The 18544-nt window shown below is 72.8% G+C and carries 18 protein-coding genes; 6 read left to right on the plus strand and 12 right to left on the minus strand.

The window, feature by feature from the left end; genetic code table 11:
• Positions 1-85: 85 nt before the first annotated feature.
• Both ACN27D_RS20645 and ACN27D_RS20650 read left to right on the plus strand, forming a co-directional pair.
• Entirely contained in the window at positions 86-844 is a 759-nt protein-coding gene (locus ACN27D_RS20645) for a Bax inhibitor-1/YccA family protein (RefSeq protein ID WP_421499760.1), read from the plus strand.
• 51 nt (positions 845-895) lie between these two features.
• On the plus strand, positions 896-1216 hold the full coding sequence (locus tag ACN27D_RS20650) for a hypothetical protein (RefSeq protein WP_121684823.1): 321 nt from the start codon (positions 896-898) through the stop codon (positions 1214-1216).
• A gap of 106 nt (positions 1217-1322) precedes the next feature.
• Here ACN27D_RS20650 and ACN27D_RS20655 read toward each other — a convergent pair whose 3' ends face one another.
• The 4 genes from ACN27D_RS20655 to ACN27D_RS20670 form a co-directional block, all read right to left on the minus strand.
• Positions 1323-2807, minus strand: coding sequence for a CHAD domain-containing protein (locus ACN27D_RS20655; protein WP_421499761.1), 1485 nt, complete (start codon positions 2805-2807; stop codon positions 1323-1325).
• 40 nt (positions 2808-2847) lie between these two features.
• Positions 2848-4110: an acetyl-CoA C-acetyltransferase gene (locus ACN27D_RS20660; RefSeq protein WP_073824922.1), complete on the minus strand. Its 1263-nt coding sequence runs from the start codon at positions 4108-4110 to the stop codon at positions 2848-2850.
• Positions 4111-4168: 58 nt separating this feature from the next.
• Positions 4169-4981, minus strand: a complete 813-nt coding sequence (locus ACN27D_RS20665) for an SGNH/GDSL hydrolase family protein (RefSeq protein ID WP_120571586.1) — start codon at positions 4979-4981, stop codon at positions 4169-4171.
• A gap of 147 nt (positions 4982-5128) precedes the next feature.
• Positions 5129-6175, minus strand: coding sequence for an SGNH/GDSL hydrolase family protein (locus ACN27D_RS20670; RefSeq protein WP_120571585.1), 1047 nt, complete (start codon positions 6173-6175; stop codon positions 5129-5131).
• 140 nt (positions 6176-6315) lie between these two features.
• Between ACN27D_RS20670 and ACN27D_RS20675 the strand changes: the two genes are divergently transcribed.
• On the plus strand, positions 6316-6672 hold the full coding sequence (locus ACN27D_RS20675) for a YkvA family protein (RefSeq protein ID WP_120571584.1): 357 nt from the start codon (positions 6316-6318) through the stop codon (positions 6670-6672).
• 78 nt (positions 6673-6750) lie between these two features.
• A complete protein-coding gene (locus ACN27D_RS20680) occupies positions 6751-8121 on the plus strand; it encodes a cystathionine beta-synthase (protein WP_120571583.1) in 1371 nt (456 codons plus the stop codon).
• A 37-nt stretch (positions 8122-8158) separates the two neighbouring features.
• Here ACN27D_RS20680 and ACN27D_RS20685 read toward each other — a convergent pair whose 3' ends face one another.
• The 5 genes from ACN27D_RS20685 to ACN27D_RS20705 form a co-directional block, all read right to left on the minus strand.
• Positions 8159-8668, minus strand: a complete 510-nt coding sequence (locus ACN27D_RS20685; protein WP_421499762.1) for a GNAT family N-acetyltransferase — start codon at positions 8666-8668, stop codon at positions 8159-8161.
• Positions 8665-9594 carry a ribonuclease Z gene (locus ACN27D_RS20690; RefSeq protein WP_421499763.1) on the minus strand — a complete coding sequence of 310 codons (930 nt, stop codon included), beginning with the start codon at positions 9592-9594 and terminating at the stop codon, positions 8665-8667. The genes ACN27D_RS20685 and ACN27D_RS20690 overlap by 4 nt, the downstream gene beginning before the upstream one ends.
• Before the next feature lie 305 nt (positions 9595-9899).
• Positions 9900-11084 carry an osmoprotectant NAGGN system M42 family peptidase gene (locus ACN27D_RS20695; RefSeq protein ID WP_128138800.1) on the minus strand — a complete coding sequence of 395 codons (1185 nt, stop codon included), beginning with the start codon at positions 11082-11084 and terminating at the stop codon, positions 9900-9902.
• On the minus strand, positions 11081-12919 hold the full coding sequence (ngg, locus tag ACN27D_RS20700) for an N-acetylglutaminylglutamine synthetase (RefSeq protein ID WP_421499764.1): 1839 nt from the start codon (positions 12917-12919) through the stop codon (positions 11081-11083). Before ngg ends, ACN27D_RS20695 begins: the two co-directional genes overlap by 4 nt.
• Positions 12920-12921: 2 nt before the next feature.
• Positions 12922-14712: an N-acetylglutaminylglutamine amidotransferase gene (locus tag ACN27D_RS20705; RefSeq protein WP_252449805.1), complete on the minus strand. Its 1791-nt coding sequence runs from the start codon at positions 14710-14712 to the stop codon at positions 12922-12924.
• Positions 14713-15137: 425 nt separating this feature from the next.
• On the opposite strand from ACN27D_RS20705, the gene ACN27D_RS20710 reads away from it, so the two are divergent.
• On the plus strand, positions 15138-15644 hold the full coding sequence (locus tag ACN27D_RS20710) for a hypothetical protein (RefSeq protein WP_393378315.1): 507 nt from the start codon (positions 15138-15140) through the stop codon (positions 15642-15644).
• Positions 15645-15658: 14 nt separating this feature from the next.
• Here the strand turns inward: ACN27D_RS20710 and msrA are convergent, their stop codons facing one another.
• The 3 genes from msrA to ACN27D_RS20725 all read right to left on the minus strand — a co-directional run bounded on the left by msrA (position 15659) and on the right by ACN27D_RS20725 (position 17298).
• Positions 15659-16327, minus strand: coding sequence for a peptide-methionine (S)-S-oxide reductase MsrA (gene msrA, locus ACN27D_RS20715; RefSeq protein ID WP_120571576.1), 669 nt, complete (start codon positions 16325-16327; stop codon positions 15659-15661).
• A gap of 76 nt (positions 16328-16403) precedes the next feature.
• Positions 16404-16817: an HIT family protein gene (locus ACN27D_RS20720; RefSeq protein WP_013474065.1), complete on the minus strand. Its 414-nt coding sequence runs from the start codon at positions 16815-16817 to the stop codon at positions 16404-16406.
• 154 nt (positions 16818-16971) lie between these two features.
• Positions 16972-17298 (minus strand): hypothetical protein, encoded by a 327-nt coding sequence (locus ACN27D_RS20725; protein ID WP_421499765.1) that lies wholly within the window; start codon positions 17296-17298, stop codon positions 16972-16974.
• A gap of 95 nt (positions 17299-17393) precedes the next feature.
• Here ACN27D_RS20725 and ACN27D_RS20730 point away from each other — a divergent pair, with 95 nt between their 5' ends.
• Positions 17394-18536 carry a cystathionine gamma-synthase gene (locus ACN27D_RS20730; protein WP_421499766.1) on the plus strand — a complete coding sequence of 381 codons (1143 nt, stop codon included), beginning with the start codon at positions 17394-17396 and terminating at the stop codon, positions 18534-18536.
• The last annotated feature ends 8 nt before the right edge of the window (positions 18537-18544 follow it).

Raw genomic sequence — 18544 nt, forward strand, 5'->3', positions numbered from 1 at the left:
GGCGGCGGGCGTCGCCGTTTCCCCGTCCCCGCCGCGCCGCCCGGGGCAGAGTGGGATCCGGGTACGTGGGCGGGAGGTGGTCACGGTGCGCAGTGCCAACCCGGTGCTGGACCGGCTGGACGACGTCGGCCGCGCCGAGCGGCAGGTGCTCGGGGTCGGCACCGCCGACACGATGACGGTCGCCGACGTGGTCAGCCGGACCGTGGGGCTGCTGCTGGTCGCCGGCGTCACGGCGGCGGTGTCCTGGGTGGTGGTGCCGCAGGCCGCGTGGATCTCCGCCGCGCTCGCCGGAAGCGCGCTGGCCAGCCTGGCCCTGGTGCTCGTCATCTCGCTGAAGCAGATCACCAGCCCGCCGGTCATCGTCGGGTACGCGGTGCTCCAGGGGCTGCTGCTCGGGGTGGCCAGCCGCGCCTTCGAGATGGTCTACCCGGGCATCGTGGCGCAGGCCGTGGTCGGCACGTTCGGCGTCTTCCTCGGCATGGCGGTGCTCTACCGGACCCGGCTGGTGCGCGCCACCCCGCGCCTGGCCCGGCTGGTCATCGGCACGCTCGTCGGGATCGTGGCGATCGGCCTGGTCAACCTGTTCGCGTACCTGTTCACCGGGCGGCAGGGGGTGGTCGTCTACAGCCTCAGCGACCGGGTGGGCTGGCTGCCGTACCTGTTCTCGGTGGTGGCGATCATCGCGGGCGCGCTCAGTTTCATCCTCGACTTCGACCTGGTCGAGCGGTCGGCCGCGAACCGGCTGCCCCGCCGCTACGCCTGGTACTGCGCCTTCGGTCTGCTGGTCGGGCTGATCTTCCTGTACTGGCAGATCCTCCGCCTGCTCAGCTACGTGCGCCGCTGACCGTTCCGGCCTGCCGCGCCGGGGCCCGGGGCCGCCGTAGACTCGGCGGCGATGAGCGCAGCGGAACTGGACCGGGCCGTGACCCTGCTGGTCCGACAGGTCGGGCACTGGCAGCAGCCGCGCTGGTCGGCCAAGGCCGACGGCGGCAACGTGTCCCGCGCCGACCTGGTGCACAAGCTGGTCCAGGAGATCGCCAACCTGGCCGCCGACGCGGCCGGTGAGCCGCGCCGCGAGGTGCCCCGCCTCCCCAGCGACCTGGCCCTGCCCGACCAGCTCCGCGTGGTCACCGCCGACCTGACCCTCGCCGCGCCCCCCGACCAGATCCTGGCCACCGCCGCCGAAGCGGTGACCCGAACCCGCGCCGCCCTCTAACCCCCCGGGGCCCTGACCCCGTTGATCATGAGGTTGGCGGCGACAAAACGGACACTGACCCCCGTCAACTTCATGATCGACCGGGTGGGGGCCGGGAGAGGGTGGGTCAGGGGTTCAGCCAGCGGCGTGCCTTGCGGTGTCTTGAGCGGTCGCGCGCCCGCAGGACGGCCGGGCGGTCGTGGCCGGCGGCCTCCGCCTGCCTCGCGTGCAGCAGGCCGTAGGTGAACGTGTTCTCGCCGTCGGCGTACGCCTGGAGCGCCTGCCGCCGGAGCATTTCCCGGGTGACCACCGAGTCCTGGTGGGTGCCGAGCAGATCCTGGAGCGCCTTGAACCGCTTCACCAGGCGGGCGGCCCGCTTGCCGGCGGCCGGCTCGCGCACCTCCACCGCGTAGCGGGCGGCCTTGAGCTTCTTGCGTGCCTCGTGCAGCGCGGCGTCCCCGTCCGGCCCGGTGGTGGCGAGCGCCCGGTCCAGCCGGATGTCGGCGCGGCGTACCGCCTTGCGGACCCGGCGGTCCACCCAGCGTCGGCCGACGTCGGCGGACGGGGCGTCGGCCAGCCGGTCCAGGCGGGTCAGCAGGGCGGGATAGCGGTCGGCGTCCAGCGCGGACCGCAGCGCGGTGGCCGCCTCGGCCAGGTCTGCGGCGAACCGTTCGCCGATCCGCGCCGCGACCGGGCCGAGCACCAGCTCGTCCGGCAGCTCGTGCACCGCCCCGGTGAGCCGGGCGGCCATCACCTGGGTGTCGCGGACCCGGCCCAGCTCGCCGCCGAGGCGGCGCAGCTCGGCCCGGACCGCCTCGCTCTCCCGGCGGTCCCACAGGCCCCGGAAGGTACGCAGGGTCGCCCGCAGCCGACGGGTCGCGACGCGCATGTCGTGGACCGCGTCCTCGTCCCCCTGGTACGCGGCCGCATGGTTGCCGACGATCGCGTCCCGCTGCGTCCGGACGTACTCCAGGACCGCGCCCGCCGGGCCGTCCGGTTCCCGATCGTCGAAACGCTCGATCCGGCCGGCGACGGCCCGGTGCGACTTGCTGACCGCCACCTCACGGGCGCCGGCCTCGCGCAGCCGCTCTCCGAGCGCGTCGAGCAGCCCTTCGTCGCCCTCGACCAGCTCGATCTCGATCTCGTGCCAGGTCCGCTCGGCGCCGTCCACCAGGTCCTCGGACCGGACGTCGTCCTCGGCCACCTCGGCCAGCACCCGGCCGTCCGCGTCCAGCAGCCGGTGTTCCCGGCGGCGGTTGACGACCCTGGCCGCCGGGGCGACCGGACGACCGCGCGACGCGGCCCGGATCAGCGCGACCAGCTCGGGCGGCGGGCCGTCGTCGGACGCCCCGGCCGGGAACTGGTGCTCGACCCGGGCGCCACCGACCGCGCCCACCTTGAGATGCCAGCCCGCGTCGTGCCCGCCGGTACGGCGGCGCAGCGCGTGCCCGCTGCGCAGCAGGAGCAGGTCGTCGGTGTCCCAGTAGACGGCGTCCAGATCCGAGACGGTGGCGTCGGACATGGTCACGACGCCACCGCACCCGGTCAGGTCGGGCAGCCGGAAACCCTCGTCGCCGGAGTACTTGCGCTCACGTTCCACGACGGTCGCCATGCGGCCTCCCGTACCCGGCCCGTGCTCCGGCGAACCGGTCTCAGCTCAGTCGTTCGAGCACCATCGCCATGCCCTGGCCGCCACCGACGCACATGGTCTCCAGACCGATGGTCTTGTCGTGCCACTCCAGCGCGTTGAGCAGCGTGCCGGTGATCCGGGCGCCGGTCATGCCGAACGGGTGGCCGACAGCGATCGCGCCACCGGCGACGTTCAGCTTCTCCTCCGGGATGCCGAGCTGCCGGTACGAGGGGATCACCTGGGCGGCGAACGCCTCGTTGATCTCGACCAGGTCGACGTCGTCGATGGTCATGCCGGCGCGCTTGAGCGCCTGCTTCGACGCCTCGACCGGGCCCAGGCCCATGATCTCGGGGGAGAGCCCGGTGACGCCGGTGGAGACGATCCGGGCCAGCGGGGTGAGCCCCAGCTCGGACGCGCGCTCGGCGCTCATGATCACCACGGCGGCGGCACCGTCGTTGAGCGGGCAGCAGTTGCCCGCGGTGATCCGGCCGTCCGGGCGGAACACCGGCTTCAGGCCGGCCACCGCCTCCAGGGTCACCCCGGCACGGGGACCGTCGTCGGTGCTGACGACGGTGCCGTCCGGCGTGGTGACCGGGGTGATCTCGCGGGCCCAGAAGCCGTCCGCGATCGCCTTCTCGGCGAGGTTCTGGCTGCGGACGCCGAACGCGTCCATGTCCTCGCGGGTCACGTCGTACACCTGGGCCAGGTTCTCCGCGGTCTGCCCCATGGCGAGGTAGATGTCGGGGAGCTGCCCGGCCTCGCGCGGGTCGGTCCACACCTCGGCGCCGCCCTGGGCGCGGGCAGCGGAACGCTCCCGGGCCTCGGCGAAGCGGGGGTTCTCCCAGCCGCCGCCGACGAGGGCCTGCGCCTCCGGCGGCAGCGTGTCCGAGTTGCCCCGGGCGTACCGGGAGACCATCTCCACACCGGCGGAGATGAACACGTCGCCCTCGCCGGCCCGGATCGCGTGCATCGCCATCCGGGTGGTCTGGAGCGAGGACGCGCAGTAGCGGGTCAGCGTGGCGCCGGGCAGGCCGTCGAGGCCCATCAGGGTGGCGACCACCCGGGCCATGTTGAAGCCCTGCTCGCCGCCGGGCAGACCGCACCCGAGGTAGAGGTCGTCGATGGTGGTGGGATCGAGCGCCGGGACCTTGTCGAGGGCGGCCTGGACGATGGTGGCGGCGAGGTCGTCCGGGCGGACCTCGCGGAGGGAACCCTTGAACGCGCGGCCGATGGGGGACCGGGCGGTGGCGACGATGACGGCGTCGCGGGGCGACTCAATCGGCATGAGCCAACGTTAACGCGCGAGTAACATGCCCGGGAAGCCGCGAGGCGGGCGGGAAATGTCACCCCGTGGGCGGCTGCCGGTGGTGCCGGAACGCGACGGCCGCCGCCGCCTCGACCGCGGGGAGCAGGGCGTGCGCCCACACCCGGTAGCCGTCGGCCGACGGGTGGAAGCCGTCGTGGCAGAGCGTCCCCGCGTCCGCGCGGAACACCGGACCGGTCTCGGTGCCCAGGTCGACGACGGTGCCGCCGGCGTCCAGCACGGCCGCCGTCTGGGCCCGCGCCATCCGCCGCCCGGACCAGCCGAGCACCTGGCGCAGCGGCGTGGCGACCGCGCGTACCGCGCCGAGATCCGGACACGTGCCCACGACCACCTCGACGTGCGCCTCCCGCAGACGGCGTACCGCCGAGCCGAGATAGGCCGCCGCGTCACCGGGCCGGGACATCGCGGTGGCGTCGTTCGCCCCGATCAGCACCACCGCCACGTCCGGCCGCTCGCCCAGCAGCGCCCGGGCCACCTGGGTGGCCAGGTCGGTGGCGCGCGAGCCGGAGACCCCCACGCTCGACAACTGCACCCGGCGGCCGGTCGGCCCCTCGGCGAGCAGGTTGGCGAGTTGACCGCCGATGGTGTCCTCGAACCGGTCGACGCCCACGCCGAGCGCCGACGAGTCACCCAGCAGCACCAGCCGCAACGGCGGCGCGTCCGCACGGCCGACCGTCGCGCGCAGCACCAGACCCAGCTCGGGCTGGGCGTACTCGCGGGTGCGGGCGGCGATGGCCTGGCCGGCGAGGACCGCCGCGCCGCCCACCGTGCCGGCCAGCAGCGACAGGGCCGCCGCCCGGCCCCACCGGGCCACCTCGTTCCGTTCGCTCATGACAGCACTCCGCTTCGCTCCGTGCCGCCATGAGGCACCTTCGCGCTGAGCCGGCCGATTCGCTCGCTGCGCTCGCTCATGACAGCACTCCGCTTCGCTCCGTGCCGCCATGAGGCACCTTCGCGCTGAGCCGGCCGATTCGCTCGCTCATGCCGTTCCCTCCAGCGTTGCCGAGTCGGCGGCGCTGCCGGTCGGGGGCACCGCGCCGACGCCGAAGAAGGCCCGCCGGCGAAGCTGCGCCCACCGCCCGCCCGGCCCGCGGTCGCGACCCCGGAGCTGGGCGCCGCTGACCTCCGTGCCGGCGTGCCGGGCCGCCTGGTGGGCGGCCTCCGGGAGCGACCGTACGCCTTCCACGCCGGGCAGGACAGGCCTGCGTTCCGGGACGGCGCCCAGCGCGGACAGCACGGTGGGCAGCAACGCCGCCGCGGCTATCGCGTACCCCTCGGCGGAGGGGTGGAACCGGTCCCAGGCGAACATCCGCCCAGGGTCGGCGGCGAAGCGCGGCCCGAGCATGTCGCCGAGCGAGACGGCACGGCCGCCGGCCTCGACCACGCCCACCGTCTGCGCGGCGGCGAGCTGGCGGCTCCAGCGCCGGGCCAGCCAGCGCAGCGGCGGCTGGATCGGCCGGATGGTGCCCAGGTCGGGACAGGTGCCGACGACCACCTCACAGCCGGCCGCCCGCAGCGTGCGGACCGCGTCGACCAGGTAGCGCACCGCCACCGAGAACGGTGAGCGGTTGGTGACGTCGTTGCCGCCGATCAGGATCACCGCGACGTCCGGCTCGACCTCCAGGGCGGACTCGACCTGCGGCTTCAGCCCGGACGACAGCGCGCCGACCACGGCGAACCTGTGCAGCCGGACCGGTCGGTGCAGGCGGCGGGACAGCCCGGTGGCCAGCAGTGAGCCCGGTGTCTCCCGACGCCTGTGCACGCCGTACCCGGCCGCCGAGGAGTCGCCCAGGATGACCATGGTGATCGGCGGGCCGGGCAGTCTCGCGCCGTAGACGCCGTCGCAGCGCGGCGGCGGGGCCTGAGCCATCGGGATGGTGCGGCGGGCCTGCCGGGCCTGGCCGAGCAGCACCCCGCCGGTGGCGGCGGTGGCCGCCACCGTGGCACCCGTGCCGATCGCCGCGAGGCGGGCGATCTGCCGGGCGCGCTGCCGGCGGACCGGCGCGACGGAACCAGCGTCCCCCATGAACCGACAGTATCGCGCCGGTACGACCACTGCTGTCCTTGATCGGATGGCTGGGTCGTGCCCGGATTGGGTACCGATGGGGGCAGCGGACGCGGGCTTGCCACCGGGCCGCACCATGTCGGGCGGAGAGGGGCGACATCATGGGGAAGACGTTGAAGCGCAGCGCCGCGTTCGCCGCGCTGGCCCGGGCGCTGGCGGCGGGTACGCGGGGCGGGCCGTCGCTCGGGGCACGGCTGGCGGCGCTGCCGCGGATGATCCGCGCGACCAGCAGGGGCGAGTACGACGGCGGCCTGCGCCTGGCGCTGATGGCCGGGGCGACGGCGTACATCGTCTCGCCGATCGACCTGCTGCCGGAGATCCCGCTGGCGATCTTCGGGCTGGCCGACGACGCGGTCATGGTCACCTGGCTGGCGGGCAGCGTGCTCGCCGAGACCGAGCGGTTCCTGGAGTGGGAGGCACGTCGCAGCTCCGTCATCCCCGGGCATGTGGTGCCCTGACGGCACGTACGCTGGTCGGCGAACTGAGGGCTGACCGGCCGCCGGAACCGACGGCGGCGCGACGAAGGGCACAACGAGGTGCAGTACTACGACAACGTCGTCGAGCTGATCGGCAACACCCCGCTGGTACGCCTGCGCAACGTCACCGAGGGCATCCAGGCCACCGTGCTGGCGAAGGTGGAGTACGTCAACCCGGGCGGCTCGGTCAAGGACCGGATCGCGCTGCGCATGGTCGAGGACGCCGAGAAGGCGGGCATCCTGCGGCCGGGCGGCACGATCGTGGAGCCGACCAGCGGCAACACGGGCGTCGGGCTGGCCCTGGTGGCCCAGCTCAAGGGCTACCGCTGCGTGTTCGTGTGCCCGGACAAGGTCAGCCAGGACAAGCAGGACGTGCTGCGCGCGTACGGCGCCGAGGTGGTGGTCTGCCCGACCGCCGTCGCGCCGGAGGACCCGCGCTCCTACTACAACGTCTCCGACCGGCTGGCCCGGGAGATCCCCGGCGCGTGGAAGCCCAACCAGTACAGCAACCCGGCCAACCCGCGCTCGCACTACGAGACCACCGGCCCGGAGCTGTGGCGGCAGACCGAGGGGAAGATCACCCACTTCGTCACGGGCGTCGGCACCGGCGGCACCATCTCCGGCATCGGCCGCTACCTCAAGGAGGCGTCCGAGGGCCGGGTCAAGGTGATCGGCGCGGACCCGGAGGGCTCGGTCTACTCCGGCGGCACCGGGCGGCCGTACCTGGTCGAGGGCGTCGGTGAGGACTTCTGGCCGGAGACGTACGACCGGTCGGTGGCCGACGAGATCGTCGAGGTGTCGGACAAGGAGTCGTTCGAGATGACCCGCCGGCTGGCCCGCGAGGAGGGGCTGCTGGTCGGCGGCTCCTGCGGCATGGCCGTGGTGGGCGCGCTGGAGGTGGCCCGCAAGGCCGGCCCGGACGACGTGATCGTGGTGCTGCTGCCGGACGGCGGCCGGGGCTACCTGTCGAAGATCTTCAACGACAAGTGGATGGCCCGGTACGGCTTCCTGGACGACTCGGGCACCGAGCCGACGGTCGCCGACGCGCTCGCCGGCAAGCCCGGTGGCCTGCCCGAGCTGGTGCACGTGCACCCGACCGAGACGGTCCGCGACGCGATCGACTACATGCGCGAGTACGGCGTCTCCCAGCTCCCCGTGCTCAAGGCCGAGCCGCCGGTGGTGACCGGCGAGGTGGCCGGCTCGATCGCCGAGAAGGACCTGCTCGACGCGCTGTTCACCGGCCAGGCCCACCTGCACGACACGATCGAGCGGCACATGGGCGAGCCGCTGCCGATGATCGGCGGCGGGCAGCCGGTGAGCGAGGCGGTCGGGCTGCTGGAGAAGGCGGACGCGGCGCTGGTGCTGGTCGACGGCAAGCCCAAGGGCGTGCTGACCCGGCAGGACCTGCTCGCCCACCTCGGCGCGCGCTGAGCGGGGCGGGGTCCCGGCACTCCGGGGCCCCGCCCGTTCACAGCTCCCGGCTGTAGCGCAGTTGCGGCACCAGCGCCGAGCCGATGTGCTCGTCCCGCTGCAGACCGGTCAGGACCCAGCCGCCGCGCTCGTAGAACCGGCGCGCGTGGGTGTTCTCCCGCAGCACCCATAGCGCGGCGCGGGTCCATCCCCGGGCCCGCATCGCGTCCAGCGCGTCCACCATCAGCGCCCGGCCGGTGCCCCGGCCCCGCTCGGACGGCTCCAGGTGGATCGCGTTGAGCAGCCCGGTCGCCGGGTCGCCCTCGTCGTCCGGCCCGAGATAGCTGAAGCCCACCAGCCGGCCGTCCCGCTCGGCCACCGTCATCCGGTGGTCGGCACCCTCCCAGGTCAGCCGCTCCACCCAGTAACGGCCCATCGCCTCCGGCGTCGGGTCGGCGAGCGCCTCGGGCGGCAGGAACGACGAGTACGCCGCCACCCGTGAGCGCTGGTGCAGGGCGCCGACCGCCATCAGGTCGGCCTCGGTCGCGGAACGTAGGGAGATCGTCACCCGGGCGACGGTACCCGCCGGGGCGGCACCTGCACCGTCTGGAGATCCTCGGCGATCACCAGATCACCGGTGAAGTGCTCCCGGGCCTCGTCGTGGAAGCGGCGCGGGTCGGCGTACCGCTGGGAGAAGTGGGTGAGCACGAGCGTGCGTACCCCCGACTCGGCCGCCACCCGCGCGGCCTGGCCGGCGGTGAGGTGCCCGACCTCGGCGGCGAGCGCCGCCTCCGACTCCAGGAACGTCGACTCGATCACCAGCAGGTCGGCGTGCTCGGCCAGCGCGTACACGCCGTCGCAGAGCCCGGTGTCCATCACGAACGCGAACCGCTGCCCCGGCCGGGTCACGCTCACCTCGTCGCGGGTCACGCGGCGCCCGTCGCGGTCCAGGTGGCCGTCGCGCAGCAGCCGCCCCACGTCCGAACCGGCGATGCCGTACGCGGCCAGCCGCTCCGGCAGCATCCGGCAGCCGTCCGGCTCGACCAGGCGGTACCCGTACGTCTCGATCGGGTGCCGCAGCCGGCGGGCCTCCAGCGTGCCGACGCCCAGCGTGATCCGCTGCCCGTCGGCGTCGATCGGCTCGACGGACAGCTCGGCGGTCTCGTAGAAGCTGGAGGCGTGGCGCAGCCGGGCGAAGTACTCGGCGCCGCCGGCCGGGAAGTGCACCGCCACCGGGTGCGGTACGCGGTCCAGCGAGAGGCGCTGGATCGTGCCGGGCAGCCCGAGGCAGTGATCGCCGTGGAAGTGTGTGACGCAGATCCGGGTCAGGTCGGTGGCGGTTATCCCGGTGTGCAACATCTGCCGCTGGCTGCCCTCGCCCGGGTCGAAGAGGATCACCTCGTCGTCCCAGCGCAGCAGGTAGCCGTTGTGGTTGCGCTGCCGGGTCGGGGCCTGGCTGGCCGTACCGAGCACCACCAGCTCACGCATGGACACGGCATCCTCCGGAGCGCATAAAGCGACCCCCGGGGCTTCCGCGCTCGCGCGCGGGCCGGCTGGACTGGGCCGGCACCCCGGGGGTCGGGTGGCTGTCGTGGTTTCGCCGCACCGCTGCCACACGGTCTCGACGATCATGCAGTGCCCGCCTCGCGGCGGACGAGTTCTCACTGTCGAGGACAGCGGCTAGCGGACAGCCACCTCACGAGTCCGATTGCTATACAAGTCTGGACCACCTCCTTTCCCGTGTACCGCCACGCTATCCACTTCCCGGCGGCCGCGGCAACGGATTTCGATCACAGGCGTCAGTCCAGGCCGATCGGGCCCTCGCGCGGGCCCTCCTCGTTCGCCGGCTGCACCGCCAGCGACGGGAAGTCGGCCAGGTCGCCCTCCGGCTCGGCGTCCCACTCGGGGAACACCAGCGGGCTCTGCAGGTAGAGGCAGAGCAGCTGGGTGAGCTGGTGCAGGCCGTCGAGGTGGGTGCGCTCGTGGCCGTGCGTGGCGTCCACGCCGAACCCGAGCAGCGCCACCCGGGCGTGCGCCCCGGCCTCGACCGCCGCGGCCACGTCCGAGCGGTAGTAGTCGAACACGTCCCGGACCAGGTCGACGCCGTGCTCCTTGGCGATCGAGGCCAGGTTGCGGGTCAGGTGGTAGTCGAACGGGCCGACCCCGTCGCCCATCGCCAGCGTGGCAGCGGTCTCCCGGGACTGCTGGCCCGGCGCGACCACCGCCGCGTCCACCGAGACGATCTCCGCGACGTCCGGGTCCAGCCCGTGGCTGGCGCCGTGGCCGATCTCCTCGGTGACGGTGACCAGCAGGTGCGCGGTGACCGCCGGGGTGACCCCGGCGTCGACCATCGCCTTGAACGCGGTCAGCACCGCCGCCACGCCCGCCTTGTCGTCCAGGTGCCGGGACTTGACGTACCCGTTCGGGGTGATGGTCGGGTTGGGCAGGAACGCGACGAAGTCCCCGGCGTCGATGCCGAGCGCCCGCAGCCCGGCCTCGTCGTGCACCGGCTCGTCCACCCGCACCTCGACCAGCTCCCAGCCGACGCCCTGGAGGTCGACCGCCTCGTTGTAGCGGTGCCCGCTCGCCTTCAGCGGCAGCACCTGGCCGGTGACGACCCGCTCCAGGTCGTCGGTGAAGATCCGCACGTGGGCGCCCTCGGCGAAGCGGGCGCTGTGCGTGCCGATCGGGTTGACCTCAAGCCGGCCGTTCTCCTTCAGCCGCTTCACCATGCCGCCGATGGTGTCGGTGTGCACCACGATCGCCCGGTCGGCGCCGGTCGACCGGGGGCCGGGCAGACAGGCGCTCAGCGCCCCGCGACGGGTCAGCGTGGAGCTGATCCCGATCGCGGAGAGCCGCTCGCCCACGTACTGCTGGATGTGGTCGGTGCGCCCCGACGGGCTGGGGATCTCCAGCAGCTCCACCAGCACCTGGCGGAGGTAGTCGAGGTCGAGCTTGAGCGGTTGGGGTTTGCGTGCGGTCATGCCCCAGAGCCTGCCGCACCGGCAGGCGACCAGAGTCGCTGCGGTGCCCGGGTACCCGGGAAGAGCAGGTCGACGAAGCGTTCGGCGGTCGGCTGTGGCTCGTGGTTGGCCAGTCCGGGGCGCTCGTTCGCCTCGATGAAGACGTGTTCCGGCTGGTCCGGGGCGGGAACCAGCAGGTCCAGCCCGGTGACCGGGATGTCCAGCGCCCGGCTGGCGGTGACGCACGCCTCGGCGATCGCCGGGTGCAGCTCGGCTGTCACGTCGTGGATCGTGCCGCCGGTGTGCAGGTTGGCCGTCCGGCGGACCGCCAGCACCTCGCCCTCCGGCAGCACGTCGTGCATCCGGTATCCGGCCTCCGCGACCACCTCGCGGGTCATGTCGTCGACCGGGATGCGGGACTCGCCGCCGGTGGCTGCCGCCCGCCGCCGGCTCTGCCGCTCGATCAGCTCGGTGATGTCGTGCACGCCGTCGCCGGTGATCTGCGCCGGGCGGCGTACCGCGGCGGCGACCACCTCGTGGTCGATCACCACGACCCGCAGGTCCTCGCCCGCGCGCAGCTCCTCGATCAGCACGTCCGGGCAGAACCGGCGGGCCAGCTCGACGGCCGCGGTCAGGGCCTCCGGCGTACGCACGCCGACGGTGATGCCGTTGCCCTGCTCGCCGCGCGCCGGCTTGACCACCACCGGACCCACGTCGTCGAGGAACGCGACGTCGTCGGGCTCGCCGGTCGCGGTGCGCCCGCGCGGCACCGACAGCCCCGCCTCGGTGAGGATGCGCCGGGTCACCCGCTTGTCGTCGCAGCGGCTCATCGCCACCGCCGAGGTCAGCTCCGACAGCGACTCGCGGGTGTGGATGGTCCGGCCGCCGGTGGTCAGCTTCAGCTCACCCCAGTGCGGGTCGGTCACCTCCACCCGGATGCCGCGCCGCATCGCCTCGTCCGCGACGATCTTCGCGTACGGGTTCAGCTCGTCGTACCCCTGCGGCATCGCGGGCAGGAACAGGCGCTCGTTGATCGGGTTCTTCCGCTTCACGCAGAGCGTGCCGGTGCGGTGGAAGCCGAGACGCTCGTACAGCCGGATCGCACCCGAGTTCTCGGCCAGCACGGACAGGTCCACGAACGCCCGGCCGCGCCCGTCGAGACGGTCGGCGAGCGCGGTGAGCAGCGCCTGGCCGGTGCCGGGCGGGGCGATGTTGAAGTCCACGGTCAGGCACCACAGGCTGGCGCCGTTCTCCGGGTCGCCGAACACCGCGACGTGGTCCACGCCGGTGATGGTGCCGACCACCTCACCGGTGGCGTCCTCGGCCACCAGGTGCAGGAACCGGTCCGTGCCGGCGTTGTCCACCAGCACCTCGACCGGGGCGGTGACCATGCCGTTGCGCGCGTAGATCCGGTTCACCGCCTCGGCGTCGGCGGCGTCCCGCAGCGGCCGGACGGTCAGCCCGGGCACGTCGCCGCCCTCGGTGGCGGCGGGCCGCTTGTCACCCAGCGGCAGCCGGTAGGTCAGCGACGGGTCGATGAACAGCTCGTCCGGCAGCCGGGACACCAGCACGTGCGGGTCACGCAGGTAGATGCAGATGTCCCGGGCGCCGACCGCCTCGGAGCGCAGCACGTCGGCCACGTGCACCTGGTCGTCGAACGTCTGCCCGAACACCAGCCGGCCCCAGCCGCAGTCGAGCACCACGCCCGAGGCGTCGGTGGACGCGGTCTCCGGCTTTCGCGGCTCCGGCGTACCCGGTGCGACCGGGTCACCGCCGGGGCCGATGCGTTCCCGGCGGCGCCCCAGCACCCGTTCCCGGTCGGTACGCGCCGTTCCGGTGGCGAGGGTGTCGGTCACGCTCAGTCGATTCCGTGGCTCTGGAGCCACATTTCCAGGAGTCCCAGTTGCCACAGCTTGTTTCCGTTCAACGGCGTCAGTTCGGCATTCGGGTCGGCGAGCAGCGCGTCGACGTAGTCGGCGCGGAACAGGTCACGACGGCGGGCCTCCGGCGAGGTGAGCGCGTCGCGTACCCGGTCGAGGAGCTTGCCCTCCAGGTGGGTGAGACCGGGCACCGGGAAGTAGCCCTTGGGCCGGTCGATGACCTCGTGCGGCAGGACCCGGCGGCCGATCTCCTTGAGCACGCCCTTGCCACCCTGGGCCAGCTTCAGCTCCGGCGGGCAGCTCGCGGCCAGCTCGACGAACTCGTGGTCGAGGAACGGCACCCGGGCCTCCAGCCCGTGCGCCATGGTCATGTTGTCGACCCGCTTCACCGGGTCGTCGGTCAGCATGACCTGGGTGTCGATCCGCAGGCCCGCGTCGACGGCGGTCTGCGCCCCCGCGCGGCCCAGGTGCGCGGCCACGAACTCCCGCGCCGGGTCGCCGTCGGCCAGCCACGCCGGGTTGAGCACCCGGGCCAGTCCGGCCGCGTCGCGGTCGAAGAACGCCTTCGCGTACGTCTCGAGCGCCTGCTCCCGGTCCACCCCGGCCAGCGGCGGGTACCAGTGGTAGCCGCCCAGGATCTCGTCCGCGCCCTGGCCCGACTGCACCACCTTGACGTGCTTCGCGACCTCCTGACTGAGCAGCCAGAACGCCACGCAGTCGTGGCTGACCATGGGCTCGCTCATGGACGCGACGGCGGCCTCCAGCGGCGGCAGCAGGTCGCCGGTGGGCACCCGGATCTGGTGGTGGTCGGTGCCGAACGTCTTCGCCACCAGGTCGGAGTAGACGAACTCGTCGCCCTCCCGACCACCCACCGCGTCGAAGCCGATGGAGAACGTGGCCAGGCCGGACTGCGCCTGCCCCTCGCCGGCGAGCAGTGCGACCACCAGGCTGGAGTCGAGGCCGCCGGAGAGCAGCACGCCCACCGGCACGTCGGCCACCATGCGGCGGCGTACGGCGGTGGTCAGCGAGTCGAGCAGCGCGTCCTGCCAGTCCCGCTCGGACCAGCCGGCCCGCTCGGCGGCACGGCTGAACGCCGGATCCCAGTACACCCGCTCGTGGGTGGAGCCGTCCGCCTCGTACACCCGGACCGTGGCCGGGGGCAGCTTGGTGACGCCGGCCAGGATGGTGCGCGGCGGCGGCACGATGCTGTGGAAGCTCAGGTAGTGGGCGAGCGCCACCCGGTCGATCGTGGTGTCGACGCCGCCGCCGGCGAGCAGCGCCGGCAGGGTGGAGGCGAACCGCACCACGCCGGGGCTCTCGGCCAGGTAGAGCGGCTTGATGCCGAGGCGGTCCCGGGCCAGCACCAGGCGGCCGGTGTCGCGCTCGCTGATCGCGACGGCGAACATGCCGATCAGGTGGTCGACGAAGTCGAGCCCCCACTCGGCGTACGCCTTGATCACGACCTCGCTGTCGCCGGACGAGAAGAACCGGTGCCCCTTGGCCTGGAGCTCGGCGCGCAGCTCCCGATAGTTGTAGATGCAGCCGTTGAAGACACCGGTGAGCCCGGCGGCGGCGTCCACGATGGGTTGGCCGCTCGCCGCGGACAGGTCGATGATCTTCAGGCGCCGGTGTCCCAGCGCGGTCGGGCCCTGCGACCAGACGCCGCTGTCGTCGGGCCCTCGGTCACTCATCGTGGCCGCCATCCGCTCCACGGCCGAGACGTCGGCGCGTGAACCGTCACGGCGGAACTCTCCCGCAAGTCCGCACATACGAGCCAATGCTGCCAGAGCTTGTTGCAGTTCGCCTGTTGAGACGATGACGAACGTGTGACAGCTTGCTACGATGCGCCGTCACGCAGGGTGGTCACCTGTCACGCCTTCGGTTCCTGCCCTCCAGGCCGCAGATGCCGGAAACCCGGCCCGTGCCGGGTGTGAGGAACACCGCACGTACCGGCACACGCCCCCTGCGTTGTCGGCTCGCCGATCTTGCACTTTGGTGCCCCGCAATCCTCGTAAACCGAACAAGCTGTGGGCAGGAACTGCAAGATCGCGCGAGCGAGACGCTGTCGGCACGGTGATCGGCCTCGCAGTTCACCGTGCCGGAGTCGTGGTTCGGATCTCGGGTCAGCCCGCGGCGCGGGAGCCGCAGCGAGGGCTCCCGACGGCTGGTGCGGGACCGCTGCGATGATGCGGACGTGGACATCGACGAGATCCGGGCCGCCTTCGACGACGTGTTCGATCAGGCCATCGTGTTCCACGGCTTCGCCGACTACCTGCGCGACTACGATGTCTTCGTCTACGCGACCGCCGATCCCCGTACCGGAATCACGCCCCAGCACCTGAGGTACCGGTTCAAGCACTGCGTCCGAGCCGTGACCACGTCCGCCGTGCCGCCCGAGGTCTGGATGCGGTCGCTGGACGAGCGGCTCGTCGACTACGAGCAGGGCGTCGACCTCGACGGCTACGTGTGGGGCGTCAAGTGGCAGGTGCTGTACCCGGGAATGAAACTTCTGCGGGAGTCACCTGACGCGGAGCGGTGGTCACGGCTCCTCGATCTTCCGTTTCACGAGGCCCTCATCGAGACGAACGGCCACAACATCTCGCTGGTCTTCTCGGACCTGGTCGTCGATGTGGTCGACCCTGGGTACGCACCGTTCGTGGTGACGGGAGGGGAACCGGACGTCGAGGTCCCCCTCCCGTAGGTCGCGAGACGCGCTCAGTGCGCCTCGGTGACTCGCGCGACGCCGACGGGGCAGGTCATGCCGTTGGGCCCGTGGTTGCAGTAACCACCCGGGTTCTTCGTCGGAGCCAGGTACTGCTGGTGGTAGTCCTCGGCGAAGTAGTAGTCGCCGAGCGGGGCGATCTCGGTGGTGATCTCACCCTTGCCGGCCCGCTCCACGATCGGCGCGAACGCGTCCCGCGACGCCTTGGCGGCGGCGAGCTGCTCGTCGGTCGTGGTGTAGATCGCCGAGCGGTACTGGGTGCCCACGTCGTTGCCCTGGCGCATGCCCTGGGTCGGGTCGTGGTTCTCCCAGAACACCTTGAGCAGGTCCTCGTAGGCGATCTTCGACGGGTCGTAGACCACCTGGACCACCTCGGCGTGCCCGGTCATGCCGGAGCAGACCTCCTCGTACGTCGGGTTGGTGGTGTACCCGCCCGCGTAACCGGCGGACGTGGTGATCACGCCGGGGAGGGTCCAGAACAGCCGCTCGGCGCCCCAGAAGCAGCCCATGCCGAAGACGGCGACCTGCGCGCCCTCGGGGAACGGGCCCTTCAGCGAGGACGGCAGCACCTCGTGCCGGTCGGCGATCGGCATCGCGATCGGACGGCCCGGCAGGGCCTGGTCAGGAGAGATCATTTCGGCCTTCATGCGGCGGAGGAACACGGTGGGACTCCTCTCTTGGCTTTCCCAGCGTGTGCAACAGCGTCGCCCCCCGGTTCCTTACCCGCCCACGCCGGCGTCAGGCCAGCGCCGCCGAGATCCGCCCGGCGAACTCCGTCGCCTCGGCGTCGTCGGCGTACCGGGTACGCGGCCAGAAGAAGCCGCGCAGCCCGTCGCCCTTGGTCCGGGGCACCACGTGGGTGTGCAGGTGCGGTACCGACTGGGACACCCGGTTGTTCATCGCCACGAACGTCCCACCGGAGCCCAGACCGGACTCCACGGCCACGGCGATGCGCTGCACCAGCCGGAAGTAGCCGGGCAGCGCGTCGGCGGGCAGGTCGGACAGGGTGACCAGGTGGGTGCGGGGCACCACCAGCACGTGGCCCTTGAACACCGGCCGGGTGTCGAGGAACGCGACGCCGTCCGGCTCGTCGGTCACCCGGAAGGCCGGCACCTCGCCCGCCACGATCCCGCAGAACACACACCCGCTCATCCGCCCACCCTAGGCCCGGCCCCGCCACCCCACCTCCGGGCGAGCGTGATCATGAGGTTGGCGGCGACAAATCGGACCGGCGGCACCGTCAACCTCATGATCGGCGCGGCGTGGAATCCGACGCGCAGCAAGCGCGTGTGCAGCTCGTCCACGGCTAGGCCGCCAGGCCCGGGATCCTGCTCTCCCAGAGGCGGATCACCCGGCGCGCGGTCAAGCGCCGAATACGTGGCCAGTCCTGGCGGAGCAGCGTGGCGTCGACGTATCTGATGATGTCGTCCCGCTGGCCGCAGTCCAGCAGGAGGCAGTAGAGGGTCAGCCGCTCACCCGGGTCACCCACGTCATAGTCGCCGGGGCCCGACCAGGCGAGGCGCACGGGCAGCTTGACCCGCCCCGACCGCGGCCCGCTCAGGAGGCCCAGCGAGACCGGGATCCGGTCGGCGACGCCGTGCAGGCGGGAGGGGAGCGCCCCGGTCGTACTCACCGGACCAGTATGGCCGACCGCCCCGACACCTCCGCGGTTGTGACTCGCGCCGGGTTGCCGGGAGCGGGACCGGGCGGGGGGCTAACGTCTGCGGCATGAGCCACGGCTTCGAGACACTCGCCATCCACGCCGGTCAGGACCCGGAGGCCCGCACCGGTGCGGTGATCCCGCCGATCTACCAGACCAGCACGTACGCCCAGGACGCCGTCGGAGCGCCCCGCGAGGGCTACGAGTACAGCCGCTCCGGCAACCCGACCCGGGACGCGCTCCAGGAGTGCCTGGCCGCGCTGGAGGGCGGCCCGGTGGCGCTCGCCTTCGCCAGCGGCCTGGCCGCCGAGGACGCGCTGCTGCGGACCGTCTGCAAGCCGGGCGACCACGTGGTGATCCCGGACGACGCCTACGGCGGCACGTACCGGCTGTTCGCCAAGGTGGCCGAGCGCTGGGGCCTGGCGTACACCCCGGCGAAGGTCTCCGACCCGGACGCCGTGCGCGCCGCGACCCGCCCGGGCACCACCCGGATCGTGTGGGTGGAGACGCCGACCAACCCGCTGCTCGGCATCGCGGACATCGCGGCGCTGGCCGCTGTGGCGCACGACGCCGGCGCGCTGCTGGTGGTCGACAACACGTTCGCCTCGCCGTACCTCCAGCAGCCGATCGCGTTCGGCGCGGACGTGGTGGTGCACTCCACCACCAAGTACGTCGGCGGGCACTCCGACGTGGTCGGCGGCGCGCTCGTCGCGGCGGACCGCACGCTCGGCGAGGAGCTGCGCTACCACCAGAACGCGATGGGCGCGGTGAACGGCCCGTTCGACGCCTGGCTCACCCTGCGCGGCATCAAGACCCTCGGGGTACGGATGGACCGGCACTGCGACAACGCCGAGCGGATCGCCGCCTACCTGGACGGACACGCCAAGGTCGCCCAGGTTCTCTACCCGGGCCTGCCGTCGCACCCCGGTCACGAGGTGGCCGCCAAGCAGATGCGCCGGTTCGGCGGCATGATCTCGTTCCGCGCGGCGGGCGGCGAGGAGCACGCTGTGGAGATCTGCAACCGGGCCCGGCTGTTCGTGCTCGCCGAGTCGCTGGGCGGCGTGGAGTCCCTGATCGAGCACCCCGGCCGGATGACACACGCGAGCGCTGCGGGCTCGCCGCTTGAAGTTCCCGGCGATCTCGTGCGACTGTCTGTCGGCATCGAGACGGTCGACGACCTGCTCGCCGATCTGGAGCAGGCCCTGGGCTGACCGCTGGC

This window comes from Micromonospora sp. WMMD1274 (assembly GCF_049179035.1).
Classification (GTDB): Bacteria; Actinomycetota; Actinomycetes; order Mycobacteriales; family Micromonosporaceae; genus Micromonospora; species Micromonospora tulbaghiae.